At 60.4% G+C, this 14193-nt stretch carries 14 protein-coding genes; 2 read left to right on the forward strand and 12 right to left on the reverse strand.

All coding sequences use genetic code 11. The features are described 5' to 3' along the window. Positions 1 to 6 precede the first annotated feature (6 nt). Entirely contained in the window at positions 7 to 1269 is a 1263-nt protein-coding gene (locus IVA93_RS27085; protein WP_026233544.1) for an ROK family protein, read from the forward strand. A gap of 598 nt (positions 1270 to 1867) precedes the next feature. Next, positions 1868 to 2638: a hypothetical protein gene (locus IVA93_RS27090; protein ID WP_026233543.1), complete on the forward strand. Its 771-nt coding sequence runs from the start codon at positions 1868 to 1870 to the stop codon at positions 2636 to 2638. Between the two features lie 37 nt (positions 2639 to 2675). On the opposite strand, the gene IVA93_RS27095 is transcribed toward IVA93_RS27090, so the two are convergent. The 12 genes from IVA93_RS27095 to cpaB form a co-directional block, all read right to left on the reverse strand. Beyond that, entirely contained in the window at positions 2676 to 3092 is a 417-nt protein-coding gene (locus IVA93_RS27095; protein WP_018458254.1) for a tetratricopeptide repeat protein, read from the reverse strand. A gap of 202 nt (positions 3093 to 3294) precedes the next feature. Continuing rightward, complete coding sequence (locus IVA93_RS27100; RefSeq protein ID WP_018458253.1) at positions 3295 to 3693, reverse strand: hypothetical protein; 399 nt, start codon at positions 3691 to 3693, stop codon at positions 3295 to 3297. A 12-nt stretch (positions 3694 to 3705) separates the two neighbouring features. Beyond that, on the reverse strand, positions 3706 to 5361 hold the full coding sequence (locus IVA93_RS27105; RefSeq protein WP_018458252.1) for a type II and III secretion system protein family protein: 1656 nt from the start codon (positions 5359 to 5361) through the stop codon (positions 3706 to 3708). A 494-nt stretch (positions 5362 to 5855) separates the two neighbouring features. After that, positions 5856 to 6275, reverse strand: coding sequence for a TadE family protein (locus IVA93_RS27110; RefSeq protein WP_018458251.1), 420 nt, complete (start codon positions 6273 to 6275; stop codon positions 5856 to 5858). Further along, entirely contained in the window at positions 6272 to 7609 is a 1338-nt protein-coding gene (locus tag IVA93_RS27115; protein WP_026233541.1) for a TadG family pilus assembly protein, read from the reverse strand. The genes IVA93_RS27110 and IVA93_RS27115 overlap by 4 nt, the downstream gene beginning before the upstream one ends. Positions 7610 to 7618: 9 nt before the next feature. Beyond that, positions 7619 to 8065: a hypothetical protein gene (locus IVA93_RS27120; protein WP_051113041.1), complete on the reverse strand. Its 447-nt coding sequence runs from the start codon at positions 8063 to 8065 to the stop codon at positions 7619 to 7621. Between the two features lie 51 nt (positions 8066 to 8116). Further along, positions 8117 to 8764: a methyltransferase family protein gene (locus IVA93_RS27125; RefSeq protein ID WP_018458248.1), complete on the reverse strand. Its 648-nt coding sequence runs from the start codon at positions 8762 to 8764 to the stop codon at positions 8117 to 8119. A gap of 2 nt (positions 8765 to 8766) precedes the next feature. After that, positions 8767 to 9675 (reverse strand): type II secretion system F family protein, encoded by a 909-nt coding sequence (locus IVA93_RS27130; RefSeq protein WP_018458247.1) that lies wholly within the window; start codon positions 9673 to 9675, stop codon positions 8767 to 8769. After that, positions 9672 to 10604 carry a type II secretion system F family protein gene (locus IVA93_RS27135; protein WP_018458246.1) on the reverse strand — a complete coding sequence of 311 codons (933 nt, stop codon included), beginning with the start codon at positions 10602 to 10604 and terminating at the stop codon, positions 9672 to 9674. Before IVA93_RS27135 ends, IVA93_RS27130 begins: the two co-directional genes overlap by 4 nt. Beyond that, positions 10601 to 12025: a TadA family conjugal transfer-associated ATPase gene (locus IVA93_RS27140; protein WP_026233540.1), complete on the reverse strand. Its 1425-nt coding sequence runs from the start codon at positions 12023 to 12025 to the stop codon at positions 10601 to 10603. The genes IVA93_RS27135 and IVA93_RS27140 overlap by 4 nt, the downstream gene beginning before the upstream one ends. After that, positions 12022 to 13227 (reverse strand): CpaE/TadZ family protein, encoded by a 1206-nt coding sequence (locus IVA93_RS27145; protein ID WP_018458243.1) that lies wholly within the window; start codon positions 13225 to 13227, stop codon positions 12022 to 12024. Before IVA93_RS27145 ends, IVA93_RS27140 begins: the two co-directional genes overlap by 4 nt. Further along, entirely contained in the window at positions 13227 to 14192 is a 966-nt protein-coding gene (cpaB, locus tag IVA93_RS27150) for a Flp pilus assembly protein CpaB (protein WP_018458242.1), read from the reverse strand. Before cpaB ends, IVA93_RS27145 begins: the two co-directional genes overlap by 1 nt. Between the last annotated feature and the right edge of the window lies 1 nt (position 14193).

The raw sequence follows: 14193 nt of genomic DNA on the forward strand, positions 1-14193 counted from the left end.
GGCAGCATGGTTGACCAAATTGAGCCGTCCAGACGCGTGTCAAACACCGCCCGTGAATCCAACCGCGGCCGTCTCGTCGATGTCTTGCGACGCCAAGGGCCGCTGCCGCGCGTGGCGCTCGCCCGGAGTACAGGGCTGAGCTTCCCGGCCGTTTCCGGCCTGACGTCGCGGCTGATCGCAGAAGAGTTGCTCTGTGAGAGCGAGACGGCGGCAACGCCGTGGTCCGAGGACGGCGAGGAAGAAGATGCGGACGGGCTGAATGGCCGCCGCCGCGGCCGGCCGGCCGTGCTGCTGACCCTGAATCCGGAGTTCGGGCGCATCGCCGCGGTCTCCGTGCGCATGAACCTGATCGAGACGCTGATCGCGGATTTCCGGGGCTCCGGCGTCGCGCAGTCGCGACTTGCACTGTCGACGCGCGCGCTCGATGCAGGCGCGCTGCGCGATCTCGTGATTGCGCAGATCAATGCGCTGCTCGATGCGACGGCGACGCCGCGCCATCGGCTGTTGGGAATCGGGATTGCGCTGCAAGGCATCGTGAACGTCGACACCGGCACGACACTGTGGAGTCCCGCGCTGTCGATCACCGAAGTCGATCTGGCGACGCCGATACGTCAGGCGTTCGGCGTCGATGTCGTCATGGCGAACGACGCTGTCGCGGTCGCGCTCGCCCTCACGGCCGCCGAACCGGCATTGGCGCAAGGCCTCTCGGCCACGATCATGGTCGGTCACGGCATCGGGATGGGCGTCGTTGCCGATGGTGAAGCACGTTGGGGCGCCGGCAGCGAGATCGGCCATGTCAAGCTGGCGCCGGACGGGCCGCAATGCCGCTGCGGCCAGCGCGGCTGTATCGAGGCTTATCTTGCCGATTACGCGCTCTACCGCGACGCCCGCACCTTTCTCGATCTGCCGCCGGCGGACTCGCAGCAGCCATCGGAGGGACAGATGGCCCTGTTGCGCGAGCGCGCGCTGGGCGGCGATCCACGTCTCGAGCACCTATTCCTGCAGGCGGGTCGCGCGCTCGCCGAGGCGGTCGCAGCAACGATATCCGTGCTGCGGCCGCACCATGTCATCCTGGCGGGTCCAGGCCTGATGGCATTCGACATGATGCGCCACGCCTATGAGGAGCGGCTTGAGCAGGCGGTGTTGCCATGGCTGCTCAGGTCCACGGCGATCCATCTGCGTCCAAGCGAATCGGCGGTCATTGTCGAGGGCATGGTGCGACGGACGCTGCGGGTCGTGGACCAAAACCATATGGAAGCGACCGAGTAAGCGCCGAGAGCTAAGCGCTGGCTGGGGCGGGAGGGATCGAACCTCCGAATGGCGGAATCAAAACCTGCCCGATTATATAGTGATTTCAAGGCGCATTTGGAAAAAATGGTCGAAACACGCTCCAGTAATTTCAGTAGGTTGGCTAGTGTTTCCAAATGAAAAGGGGGCAGCTAGCGATCGATCGAGCAACGCAGCTGCCCTTCAGATTCGCTTAGTCATGGCGCGCGCTATCACGCATGCAAGCGCCTTGGCGTAAGCGTCTGAAGAACCCGATAAAGCGGCTCATTGAGAGACAGCCACAGCGGTAGAACAACCAATAACGTACCGGTCGCACCCTGGGCTTAACCAGCTGAAATTGGGCATTCGTCGCACGACATGGTGCCTCATTGCACTGTCTATGGTCCGCGTGGTCGGAACGTGCATTCGCGGGGCGAACCTTGGCATCTGTTGGTGCCCTATCTCCTGAAGCTATCCTCAGAACGGTTCACGGCGCGGCCTGGCGCCTTTTTCGTTCCGATTGATCCAATCTTCGGGTACCCTATTCTATCCGCGTCGGCGGAACTGCTGAAGTTGATAGATGGCTCCACGGAGAATGGAGATGGGCCGGCTCGATAAGCAGATGGATCCCTTCCACCCTGCCGCTCATCTGACTACGGAGGATCGCGTCCCCGAGGATCTAGAGCTTGAGCAAGTCGACACGGCGTCGTTAGTTGATCCGGCCCGAGAGGAAGCCGCCTCGTCGCCCGCGCATTTTGGGTCAGGCCGGTCGGCGGCAAGCGTAACGGGCTCTACCGACTGGATGCACCGAGCACGCCGCATCTGGCGGAGCCATCTCCAGCGCGAACAACTCCCCCGGACGGCCGGACGGTCGATGGGAAACTTTGAGCGGTGGTTGATCGCATTGCTGAGCGTCGGCTTTGTCGTGGGCTGCGTTTGCGCGATCATTGTCTTCATGCAGGCCAACGCGCGCAAATTGGAGATCGCAGCACTGCAACGTGACATCATCGCGCTCAAGCTACGCGTAGCCAGGCTCGATCAGATCGCAAGCACCAATGAGATACGTGAAAAAGCAAGCAGTGAAACATCCAAGCCGCCGTCGGAGACCCGTCCTGACCAGGCTCCGCTCATCCTATCACGTGAAGAGATTCAGCTTATCCGAGACTATATCAAGCCTGCACCAGTTGCAGGCTCCGCGACTGCGACGATCAAGGTCGGCGAACCCGTCGTGGGAGACACCGTTCCGTTTCCCTCTCCGATCACGGAGAAGGTGCGGAAACTGCTCGGCGCACGATTTACCGTTCGCAATGGCGTTGTTGTCATCGTCCGCAGCGGCAGCCGTCACGCTGATGCTGTGATTGGGCCAAATTGACGAGAACTGGCCGTGATCGCAGTATCCGGTCGATTGCTTATGGCTGGTTGTTTGGTGGTCTTTCAATGAACCGCCGGCTGCCATTGAGAAGCTCGAGGTTGTTGGCGATGACCGGATTACCTGGGTCGAGTGAATAGGCCTTCTCGAATTTCCGTCGCGCTGCATTCAGATTGCCGCGCAGCATGTACGAATATCCCTGGTCATTCAGAATCTGAACGGTTTCGCCTCCCAGCCGGATCGCTTGCGCATAGGCCTGATCGGCCAGATCGAAACGACGCAGCTTGTCGTAGCTCGCTGCGAGACCAATCCAGGCGGTGACGTCCTTGGGTGATTTCTCGACGGCGTCCTTGAAATAGCGCTGTGAGAGCCCGTAACTGCCGCGATTGTAATGCTCCAGCCCCAGCCGCACAGGCTCGTCCGACGGGTAGTACTTGACGTCGGTCGGCTCCTGCACCGGGTCCCCACCCGGTGGGTCTACGGGAGCCACGACGGCAGCCACCCTCGTGGTCTGGTCACATGCCGCAAGGCCTGGCGCCAGCCAGCAACAGGTCAGCAGTAGAATGGCACGTCGCATAATTTTTTGTCCCCCGCCCGGCCCAGCGGACTCACTGCACCGCACTCAATGTCCCGTCGCTGAACTCAACTACCAAAAGCCGCTACCTGCCCCCTGCCCCGCCGACTGGCACCGATATGCCCGACGATGCTCCCGCTCCCAATCCAGTTACGTTGACATTCTGCGTGACGGGCGGGCGCTGGCCCATTAGTTTCGTCGGATCACCGTTATCGGGAAGCTGATCCACCGGCTGTTGCTGGTTGCCGTAGCGCGTCACGGCCGAGCCCACACGTCGCGCGTCATACGCGATCCGGCGATCGCCCACGTATCGCGGCCATGGGTGGATGGTATGGGTCACGGCGTTGACCTGCTTGGCATCGCCGGCGGTCATCGTGATGCTGTTGGAACGCTGAAAGTAGCGGTCCACCTCGTCATGACCGGCGACGCCGTAACATCCCCCGAGCAGGATGGGCGCAAACAGAACCAGATGCCTGATCGTCATCTCGCGCGTCCTTTAGTTTAGAGTTTTGACGACCGTCTGATCGGCACTAGCGGCCGGGACGACGATGGGGGCCCGGACTTCAGGCGCGATGATGTGGCCATACGGTCCCTTCACTTCGCCTCCGGAATTGACGTAGTCATTGTAACGCTTGCGGACTTCCATCTGACCATTGAGGAAGAAATCGACGTCGTTGGCCGGCAGGCGGGAGTCGAGCGGCGAGGCCAATTGCTGACCGGGCGCCGCCGGCGCGACCAGGCGCGGCGTCACGATGATCACCAGATCGGTTTCTTCCTGCTGATAAGATTTGCTGCTGAACAGGCTTCCAATCACCGGCACCGAACCGATCCAAGGTAACTGCGAAACGTCCTGGCGATTGCGGGTCTGCAACAGGCCGGCGATGGCAAAGCTCTGGCCATCGCGCAACTCCACCGTGGTTCGCGCGTCGCGACGGGTCAGCGCAGGAACGGTCGTCCCCTGGATCGTCACCGCGTTGGCGAAATCAAGTTCGCTGACCGACGGCTCGACCCGAAGATTGATCACACCGCGCGAGAGCACAGTGGGGACGAAGGCGAGCTCAACACCGAACTTCTTGTAGTCGATCGTGATGGTGGGAAAGCCGTTTGTTGTCTGGGTCGGTATCGGTACCGGAAACTCACCGCCGGCAAGAAAGCGCGCGGCATCGCCGGACAGCGTGGTCAGATTTGGCTCCGCCAGCCGGCGTGCCAACCCCTTGGTTTCCAGCGCCGAGATCAATAGGTCCACCGAGCCGCCGCTGCTGGTTCTGACAATGCTGGTCAACAAGCTTCCGAACGGGGCCGGCGCGATGCCCCCCGCTGTACCGGCGAGCGTTCCCAGAGTTCCTAGTACCGGAAGGCTACCCGTCGGGGGAGCGCCGACATCCCCTCCCCCGGCACCGAGAGGACCGTTGGCGGTATTGATCCCACCAATCGGTGATCGACCGGCGGCGGTCACACGACCCAGCCCGGTGTTACCAACGTTCGTGCCGTTGGCATTGGCCGCATAAAGATTGACACCGAGGTTGCGGCCGGCTTCTCGGTTGACCTCGAGGAAGCGCACCTCGAGCATCACCTGTTGCGGGGCCGCGACGCTCATCGCGTTGACGACGACCCCCCCTTTCGCGACCGTGCTGGTGGCGATCGCCATGGCCCGCTCGGCCGTAACTGCGTCGGCCGCGACCCCGCTGAGCACCACCTGGCCCTCGGAAGCCGACACGCGGATACCTTGCCCGCCGGTGCTGGTCCGGATGTTCTGCTGCAGATTGCCGGTATCGATCACGACCTCGACGTCGAGAATCCCGATCTGCTTCATCGAGCTGTCGAACAGGATGACGTTGGTAGTGCCGGTCTGCTTGCCCTGCACGTAGATGAGGTGATCGCTCAGCGACTTCACGTCGACGATGTCAGACGAGCCCGCCACGATCGTCGCAAAGGCCGTGTCGACTTTGAAGGTACGTGACTTGTTGAGGACGAGCTTGACCCGCTGGACGTCGTTCATCTCGCTGACGATGACGCCGCCGGATGAGCCCCGCCGGTCTGCAGCCGCCGCGCGGTCAGCGAACCCAGACGAGGCGAGCGCCGCGCCCAGACCCATCACGCCGAAGGCGAGAAGCCTCCCGACCTTGTTACCCGAAACGCCATCGCCACTCATCCGAGTCCCCCACTGCGATCCACGAAGATTCCCGCAAATCTACGTGCTCGACGTCCTCAACATTTCCCCTCTGCGCACCACGTCGCAGAGCTTACAATCTGTCCCACTACAATTCGTTACTTCGTGTTTCCAAGATCATCCTCCCTGATGCAGGCAGCTTGCAAGACGAGATACTTACCGCACCGCCGCAAGCGGAAAGAAAACTCTTCAATGTTGCCAGCGCGCATCATTCCCACTGGCTGTGGGGAACTATCCCGCCGCACGAGTGCAATTGGCGCGCGCTTGCGTCGCGGCATTTGCTATCGAAGGACATTCGGTCGCACGCTCGGAGATTCGCTTGGCCGAGTGCAAATCCCTCTGGTGAAATTCCGCACCCGCGCGTTTGACCAAACTCGACCAACTTCTTAATCCCCGATCGAAAAGCGGACGCCCGAACGGCGTGGCCACGTAGCGCTGTCGGGCGAAACATGTCAGGCGTGCTGCCATATTCGCCCCTAGAAGGGAATCTGGTTGGAGGCGCTCGGCGCATTGAGCGCTGTGCCCCATATGGGCATCAGCATCGTAAACTTTGCTTGGGAAGCTGTAACACTCAAGCTGTTGCTGTTGGCCCCCACGGTCAGCGTTGGCGTCAGACCTCCGAAAAACAGGAAGGGAGCCGCGTTCTTCTTGGCGGCGGTGGACAGGGGATCCCCGGTGCAGCCGGCCGGCGACTGCGGCGGGCTTTGAAGCAAGGCAGGCGTATAGCAGCTGATCATGACCGCACGGGCGCCAGCACTCGCAAGCGTCCGCAAGGATTGCATCGTGATGGCATAGCGCCCAAGATCGAAGATGACGAACATCAATGTGAAAAGCGCCACGAACACCACGATGAATTCAAAGGGCGCGATACCGCGATTGTCGAGCTTTCTCATCATTGCACCAAAGCGACAACTTGGGTGTAAATGATGGTGGCCGGCGCACAGCCTTGCGTGCTGAGGTAGCCGCCACCGCTCATGTCGATCGTTTTGGCGATCACTTGCGAACAGGTCGTATTCGCACTTGAAGTCGTACCGGCCCAGCTAACGTCGACCTTGGGAAAGTAGATAGCCCCGCCCAGGCTAACCTGGCCGCCGCCGTTTATAGTGACCTTGTTGCTGGTCTTGCTCGGGGCCTGATCATCAATCAGGACGCCATTTAGATCAGAGGAGAAGGTGTTAGTGGCAGGTGCGGATAGATCAGCCGTCCCCCCGTTGATGGTGAGCTGCGAGTCTCCGAGCAAGACGAGGGTTACGCCTGCGCCTTTCAGTTGTCCGCCGGTCATCTTTATATTTGCTTTGTAGAAGAAATATGTTCCCGGATCCAAAACGTACTTGTCGCCATTCTGCACCGTGAAATTGCCGTAAGCTCCAGTCCCGGCGCTATTGGGCGCGCAATGCTTCCACCCATCCGCCTGAAGGGTGCAGGGCATACTTGTATTGCCCGTCCTGCTGTTAAACGATGCGGTGTCCAGTTTGCTGAGCGGATTGCTAGCGTACGTCATGAAATAGTTGTGCGGCACGCTGACATTGCTGCAGCTGCCCGTGGGGGTGCAGCCACTTACACCATAAACTGCCCATCCCGAGCCGGTGAACGTTGGAGTGCTGGCAAGTTGAACACTGCTATCCGACATCAGCGCGCAGCCGGTTCCGTTGTTGCTGAGGTTGCCAGCAAGCTTGAGCGCGCCTGAGTCAGGTCCAAGCGCCAGGACGCAGGCCTTTGTCGGCTGCTGAACCATGGCAATCGCTTGGGCGGGGATGTTGACGGTTGTCAAACCCAGCACTGCCGCCAAGTACGCCGGTTGTTGCTGGCTGACCCTGGCGCGAACGGCATTGCCGGTGCCTGCAGGTGGCGTTGTGAACGCGCCCGCATTGTAATCGCCGATATCGATCTGCACGGCCCGCGAGGTTCTGGTCGGTAGGCTCGTCGGACAGTTTCTCCCCGGATAGCCGGTAGCGTCGTTGGGACTGTAGTTGCAAAACCCGTTCTGTGCCGCGAATTCCTTGCCGCGATAATCCACTGTCTGGGTTTCGCAGGCCGCGCCCGCCATCGTACATGAAAGCCGCAATGCGCCCGAATAGGCCGCCGAGTCCGCGGCGTTCTGCGCGTGCTGGCGGGTGACGTACCACGATCCGGCCTCGGCCCCGATCGCGACTACTCCGATGAGCGGCACGAGAGCGATGACTGTTGCTAATGCGGCGGAACCTCGTTGGGAACGGAGCAGATCACGCATGGAAACACCCTACTGGAAGCGTTCTGAGTGACGCAGCGTGTACGTGCAGGTGGTCGGACACAGCAGCGAACCCACAAAAGGCGGGCGTGCCCCAAGCGGGGCCAAAGTGACGGTTGTCGAAAATGTAATGTACTTTGGAGAAGCAAGATTGCTCGGCGAACAGGTGGCCCCTGCGTCGCCGCACAAAACCTGAAGGTTGCTGATCGCATGACCTGCGACTGTGGTCTGTAGCCCTGTCTTCCAGCTCACCGTGCCGTCAGGGGCGAGCGGATTAGCGTACTGCACATACTGCCCGAAGGAGCGCAATGCGCTCCATGCGGAGATAAACTGGAAGCCCGCAGCAGCCAGGTCGGCGAGCGGCACAAGCAGGAACGACGCCAAGAAAATGTAGACGATCATGGCCTCAAGCCCGACGGCGCCGCGTTGATCCACGATCAACGACTTCTTGTGGCTCATGAGTTGACCTCCACCGATACTCACCCTTCCGGTCTCCGACCGGAACAGCACTCACCAAACGTAAGGGACCACTCTCCAGCGCGATGCTTCGTAACCGGAATATTCCGGGCAGTTGCGACGAAGCAGGTCCTCTTCGTAATAAATGCGGCAAACCTGAACGCCGATATGCAAGACGAGCAAGGCCGCTGTCAGCGGCGTCGGGCTTCTCAGCACCACGCCCAACACGGCGATTTCCTCCGCAAGGTAGAGCGGGTGCTTGATCCACCGATACGGGCCCGTTTGCACCACGTTGCGCGCCTGTGGCACCAGACTGAACGACCTGCCAAGATGTCGGATGGTGACCAGCATCATGATCATGCCGATCAACACGCACGCGGTGGACGCCAGGTTTGGTAACGCCTTGTCGGTTTCGCCGAAGAAGGCGATCGTCCACGGCATGTAGGTACCGACGAACGCCGCTATCCTTGGCAGACGGCCGTTCGCTTGCGCCTTCGCCGGAGGCCGCGTGATGATCAACAGCGCCAGGAGCACGTAGAAGACAGCGAGGCAAACACTCGACAGGAGCGACGGCCAGGGATCATGAGCCGACGATCCGATCTTGATGGCGACGCCAAGCGCCAGCAACATGAACCACATGCCGCCGAACAGTTGCATCGTCCGATCGTAAGAGGAGGTTTTCGACAGGGCAATCGTGCTCATGGCTACTTACCGAAGCTGGCGAACGAACGCACGAGGTGCAGAATGGGACTTCCTCCCAAAATGACGAACATGGCTGGAAGCAGGAACAACACCATCGGAATAGTCAGCTTGGCGCCCAACTTGTGTGCTCTTTCTTCAAGCTTGGTAATACGTTCGCGCCGGAGGTCGACAGCGACACTCCGCAGAGCCTGGCCCACCGGCGTTCCGTATTGCAGGCTTTGGGCGACCATGAGTCCGAACCGGCGGAGCCCATCCGACGTAGATCCCAGTTTATCGAATGCGTCGCTGCGCCTTGGCAGGATTCGGAGATCATCAAGAAGGCCGCTCATGACCCGGGCTATAGCAGGATTGGTCTCATGCATTTCTTGCGCTACGCGTGCCAGCCCGCTTTCCAGGCCCATTCCCGATTCGCTGCACACAACCAGCAAATCGATCATATCCGGCGTGCCCAGTCGAATGGCGGCATCAAACCGCCGCTTCAGCACCGCCAGTATCAATCGCGGCGCTAAAATGCCGATCGCCACGCCAATAAGTGTGAAGACCAGCACATCCAGCAGTGCCTTCCCGAAAAGCTGAGCGACACACCCGGCGATGATCGGGCAGAGGGCCATGCTGACGGCTTTGACACCGATCCAGGTCGGCAAGGCTCGATGATGATTGAAACCTGATGATTGAAGGATGGTTCGTAGCTGATCCAGATTTTCCTCAGCATAGAAGCGACGATACCGCATGCCGAGTGACGAAAACCAACCGGTCACATCCTGGAAGGGGGCAGACTGGCCAGCAACGCCCATCACAGCGTTCGACACCCGGGCGTCCAATGTACGAACGTGTATTTCGCGGATAATCAACATGCAGGACGCAGTCCCAGCCACGACTGCGAGGGCCACCAGACTGAGACCAGAGGTCATAGTGCTGTTTCCCTTCTGACCATCCAACTTATCACCAGGGCTCCAACAAGCACCGAAACGACTGCGTAGACCAGCAGCTTGTTTCCGACCGGATCGGTGAACAACAGATCGACGGTTTGCGGATTGGCTGCGTATAGGACCCCACCTGCAATCAATGGCGAGACCGTCAGCGCTCGTGAGGAAAAGATCACCTCTCCCGCCAGTGCCTTGGCGCGAGCAGCCAGCGCAACACGTTGCCTGACAGTGTCTCCCAGGTTCTGCAAGGTCTCGGCCAGGCTGCCACCGGACTTCATCTGAACGGCAAGTGTCACCGCAAAGATCGCATACTCCGCCACCTGAGTTCGCCGATAGACAGCCTGGACAGCTTCCTCTGGAGGTCTACCCAGATTCACTTCGCTGCATACGATGGCAAACTGCCCAGCCGTTGGCTGCGGCATATCGCGCGCGAGGGCACGAAATGCCTCGTGCACAGGCAGGCCTGATCGCACGGTACTTGTCACCAGCTGGATCGCGTCAGGCAGCTGTCGAAAAAGCTGAAGAGCGAACCGACGTTTCTGCCATCCAAACAGGCCTCGTATCACAATAATGGCCGTGATTGCGGCGACGATGGACACGTAGACCAGGGAATATCCCAGCTGGCTGTTCGCATAAAGGATCGCTGCTGCTCCGAATGCACCGGCGAGCAGCACATAGGCCGGATGCAACACGTAGGGTATATCGGGATTGTAATTGGACAGCCGATTGAGAAACTGAGCCTGGGACCCGGTCTCCAAGCGGCGAATGGATGGTAGGTTAGCCGGATGCGACGTTGGCAGAGCAATCGCCAACTGGCGATTGATGCGTCTTTCCCGAGCGTCGAGCCACAACGAGATGGCTGCTGCACACATCGCGAGGGCCAGAACAGTGACGATCACGGACTCCAGCATCATACTTGCCTCATGGCCTCGGCCCAAGCACCATCTAGCCCGAAATAGACAAGACGGCTTTTGAACTTCGGAGTTGCAAGGTTGGACTTATAGCTGCCCGATATCCGCCCGTTCACATCCTCCTCTTGATACTCGAAGGCTGCGATGTCATTGGTGGTGATCACCTCCCCTTCAAGGCCGATCACCTCGCTGATCTGAATGATGCGGCGCTGTCCGTCCCGCATGCGTTCGACCTGCACAATGAGATCCAGCGCAGCGACGATCTGACTTCGAATGGCGCGCGACGGTAGATTGACCTGTCCCATCTGCACCATGTTTTCGATGCGGGTCAGGGCATCCCGGGTACTGTTCGCGTGTACCGTGGAGATCGAACCATCATGGCCGGTGTTCATCGCCTGCAGCATGTCGAATGCTTCGGCACTGCGCACCTCGCCAACGACGATCCGGTCGGGACGCATGCGCAGGGCATTCACCAGCAAATCGCGCTGTGTCACCTGCCCTGTGCCCTCGAGGCTGGGGGGCCGGGTCTCCAGGCTGATCACGTGCGGCTGCTGAAGCTGCAACTCCGCCGCGTCCTCGATCGTGACAATGCGTTCGGTGTGATCGATGAACTGGCTCATAGCGTTCAGGAGCGTCGTCTTGCCGGATCCGGTACCGCCGGAGACCAGAACATTGAGCCGCGAGCGGGCGGCGATCTCCAGCAAACGTCCGATGGCCGCGGTCATTGAGCCGTTTTCAATCAATCCGGCTATGTCCAAACGGCGGCTTGGAAATTTTCGGATGGAAATGCACGGACTATGGATCGCCAGCGGCGGGAGGATGATGTTGACCCGGCTGCCATCCAGCAGGCGACAATCGACCATCGGACTGGACTCGTCGACGCGCCGGCCAACCTGCGCGGCAATCTTCTGAGCGACGGAAGCAATGTGACCATTGTCCCGGAATCGCACCGCAACTCGTTCCAGCTTGCCGTTTCGCTCCACGTAGACATTACTCGGACCGTTCACCATGATATCGTTGATCGATTGGTCCAGTAGTAGCGGACGGAGCGGCCCGTAGCCCGTCATGTCGTCGGCAATTTCGTCTGCGAGCTGCAGCTGCTCACGGCCCGACAGCTCGAGCCGTTCCTGGTTGGCAATTTGATGGATGATCTCCTCAATCTGCCGCCGGAGAACTTCCCGCGAGACAGTTGCGGCCACCGATGGCTCGATCTGCTCAATTACCCGTTCGCGCAGCGAAGGCGGGATTATGGGTTGGTCGATCGGCGGTTCGTCGCGCCTTGGCGCGGGCGACGGCACGCTCGGTGCGGATACAGCCGTGCTGAGCGGCGGCAAAGGCAAGGCCATCGCAGATGCAGGGAGGCTTGTCGCCAATGAAGATATGTGAGCTGGTGTGTCGTCTTCACGCCTACCAAATTTTTTCATCGCAGATGTGCTGTGAGCACCCTCCTCCACCAGCCACTCCGCTCAGCAGCGACACCGCTGATCTCCCGTACGATCGGTGCCAGGTGGCGCCGCAATTTTCTGACGTGCTTCAGAGCTGGAATGCCCAGATTGAGCGCCTCGGTCATGCCCTTGCCGAGATCGGGAATGACGATGTCGGGCTCTGCACCCAACGCCTTGACGACCGCCGCCCTCGGCAGGCCCCCGGGACGACCGGCCCGGTTGAGCAAGGTAAAGACCCGGTCCTTGCCCGCGATGTTGATCACGGCGGCGCGTAGCGCATGGGCATTGCGAAGTCCGGTCACCTCGGATTCGAGCAGCACCATCACATGACGGGAAAGTTTAATCACGGGATAGATCGACGGCGGAAACGGGACGGGTACATCCACGACGATGTAGTTGAACCGTTGACGCAGCAGACCCAGCACGTGTCGTATGCCAGCTTCCGTAATTTCGAGCTGCGCATCGAGGTCCTCGTCGGCCGAGACCAAGCAAACCCTTTCGTTGACTTCGATTGCCGCGCGCTCGAGGAAGAGTGTGTCCGCCCGCATCGGATTTTCCAGAGCGATGCGCAGCCCCGGCCCGGGACGAACACCCAGCATCACGGCGGCCTCGCCGCCCTGCAAATGAAGATCAAGCAGCGCCACTTTGGCCTTGGTTGTCTCGGCGAGTTGCAGCGCCAGATTGATCGCGATGCTCGTGGCGCCGGCGCCGCCCTGCGCCCCGCAGATCGAGACCACGTGCCCGCCACGATCGATGTGGTTGGCTGCCACGTCGCCGAGCAGCTTGGGGCGCAGCTTGTCCAGCACCATATCGCGCGTGAGCGGCCGCGGCAGATACTCCGTCAAGCCGAGCTCCAGGAGCTCACGGTAGAAAGTAATCTCCCTGTTATCGCCGATCACGGCTACTCGGACATCGGGTGGACAGACGCCGGACAGCCTTTCCAGTTCAGTAAAAGGATCATCGATGCCACTGATGTCTGCCACCAGCGCAAACAGGTCGGTGTCGGTTTCAAGCATCCGTATGGCATTGCGGATCGTGCCGCGCCTGATCGAGAGGTTGGCGCCTTCGAGCCCCTTGCGCAACGCCGCAGCGCTGAGCTCATCATTTACGAAACCGACGATGCGGTTACGCGTGACGATTGAGGTCGATTCTTCAGGCGGAGTGGCTATGGCAATGTTCATCAGCGTTTCTCCGACAACCTGTTATCGTAACCCACCGCCGTTGCAGTCGGGCCTACGGCATCCGATGCACCGTCGCAGCTGACGAGAGCGTCTTCCACTTGCTTTCTGACCGTGTATTGCTTGACCTCACCGCCTGAATGAACGACTACTGCCGTTCTCTGTGCAGAAATTGCATACTGGCGGGCAAGTTCAGGCGACACATCACAGCTCGACATCGCGCCGGTGTCTGCCTTGTCCCACTGATCGACTGCTGCGCGTACGGCCAAGGAGAGCGTCCCGAGCTGCTTTGCGACGGTGACTTTCTTGACCTGGACCTGCGTAAGCTCCAGTGAAACAGTCTGCGTTTGCTTACCTGCCATCCCGCTAATGGGTCGCGCGCCCTGCACGATCTCCTGATCAATCGCGATGACTCGAACATTGCGCAGAACGGTTTCGCTCAGGGCGCGACGCGCGGTATCGACTTTCTCGAAAACCTGGGTCAACACGACGTCCACGTGATCGCCCGGCCTGATGAGGCCCGAGACACCGGCCTCCTCGTCAACCTTGATGCTGATGGCACGGCTGTCTGGCGCCAGGATACTGGCGAGGAAACCGCGGTCCCGCGGACGCAGGATATCCTGCAATGTAATGAGACTGCCCGCTTCGACGAAGTTGCGGATGAGTGAACCCGGAAGTCCGGACTTGGACTCGGGGGTTTCAAGGATAGCTCCCTGGGGAACGCGCTCCGGCGGCACCGCGCGCACGGCGAAATCCTCTTCGCGGGCCAACGTCCCCCTCGGCAACGGCCGTACCGCGATAAAGTATCCGGCCGTCGCCGGCGCCGCCGGCGCGAGGGTCGTCGCTGTCACCTGTACCGGGACCGGAGGCGTGGCCTTCGGCAGGTTCATGCTATAGGCAATCAGTCCGAACGCTGTGGTTGCAAGCAAAAGCACCACGATGATCGACAGACGCAGCGCGGATGACATT

It is taken from the genome of Bradyrhizobium sp. 155 (assembly GCF_023101105.1).
Lineage (GTDB): Bacteria > Pseudomonadota > Alphaproteobacteria > Rhizobiales > Xanthobacteraceae > Bradyrhizobium > Bradyrhizobium canariense_D.

Bases quoted from the DNA above. Each gene is read 5' to 3' on its own strand.
- cpaB (WP_018458242.1), bottom strand. From the start codon at position 14,192: ATGTCATCCGCGCTGCGTCTGTCGATCATCGTGGTGCTTTTGCTTGCA.
- IVA93_RS27115 (WP_026233541.1), bottom strand. From the start codon at position 7,609: ATGCGTGATCTGCTCCGTTCCCAACGAGGTTCCGCCGCATTAGCAACA.
- IVA93_RS27130 (WP_018458247.1), bottom strand. From the start codon at position 9,675: ATGACCTCTGGTCTCAGTCTGGTGGCCCTCGCAGTCGTGGCTGGGACT.
- IVA93_RS27110 (WP_018458251.1), bottom strand. From the start codon at position 6,275: ATGATGAGAAAGCTCGACAATCGCGGTATCGCGCCCTTTGAATTCATC.
- IVA93_RS27085 (WP_026233544.1), top strand. From the start codon at position 7: ATGGTTGACCAAATTGAGCCGTCCAGACGCGTGTCAAACACCGCCCGT.
- IVA93_RS27145 (WP_018458243.1), bottom strand. From the start codon at position 13,227: ATGAACATTGCCATAGCCACTCCGCCTGAAGAATCGACCTCAATCGTC.
- IVA93_RS27090 (WP_026233543.1), top strand. From the start codon at position 1,868: ATGGGCCGGCTCGATAAGCAGATGGATCCCTTCCACCCTGCCGCTCAT.
- IVA93_RS27105 (WP_018458252.1), bottom strand. From the start codon at position 5,361: ATGAGTGGCGATGGCGTTTCGGGTAACAAGGTCGGGAGGCTTCTCGCC.
- IVA93_RS27140 (WP_026233540.1), bottom strand. From the start codon at position 12,025: ATGAAAAAATTTGGTAGGCGTGAAGACGACACACCAGCTCACATATCT.
- IVA93_RS27125 (WP_018458248.1), bottom strand. From the start codon at position 8,764: ATGAGCACGATTGCCCTGTCGAAAACCTCCTCTTACGATCGGACGATG.
- IVA93_RS27120 (WP_051113041.1), bottom strand. From the start codon at position 8,065: ATGAGCCACAAGAAGTCGTTGATCGTGGATCAACGCGGCGCCGTCGGG.
- IVA93_RS27135 (WP_018458246.1), bottom strand. From the start codon at position 10,604: ATGATGCTGGAGTCCGTGATCGTCACTGTTCTGGCCCTCGCGATGTGT.
- IVA93_RS27100 (WP_018458253.1), bottom strand. From the start codon at position 3,693: ATGACGATCAGGCATCTGGTTCTGTTTGCGCCCATCCTGCTCGGGGGA.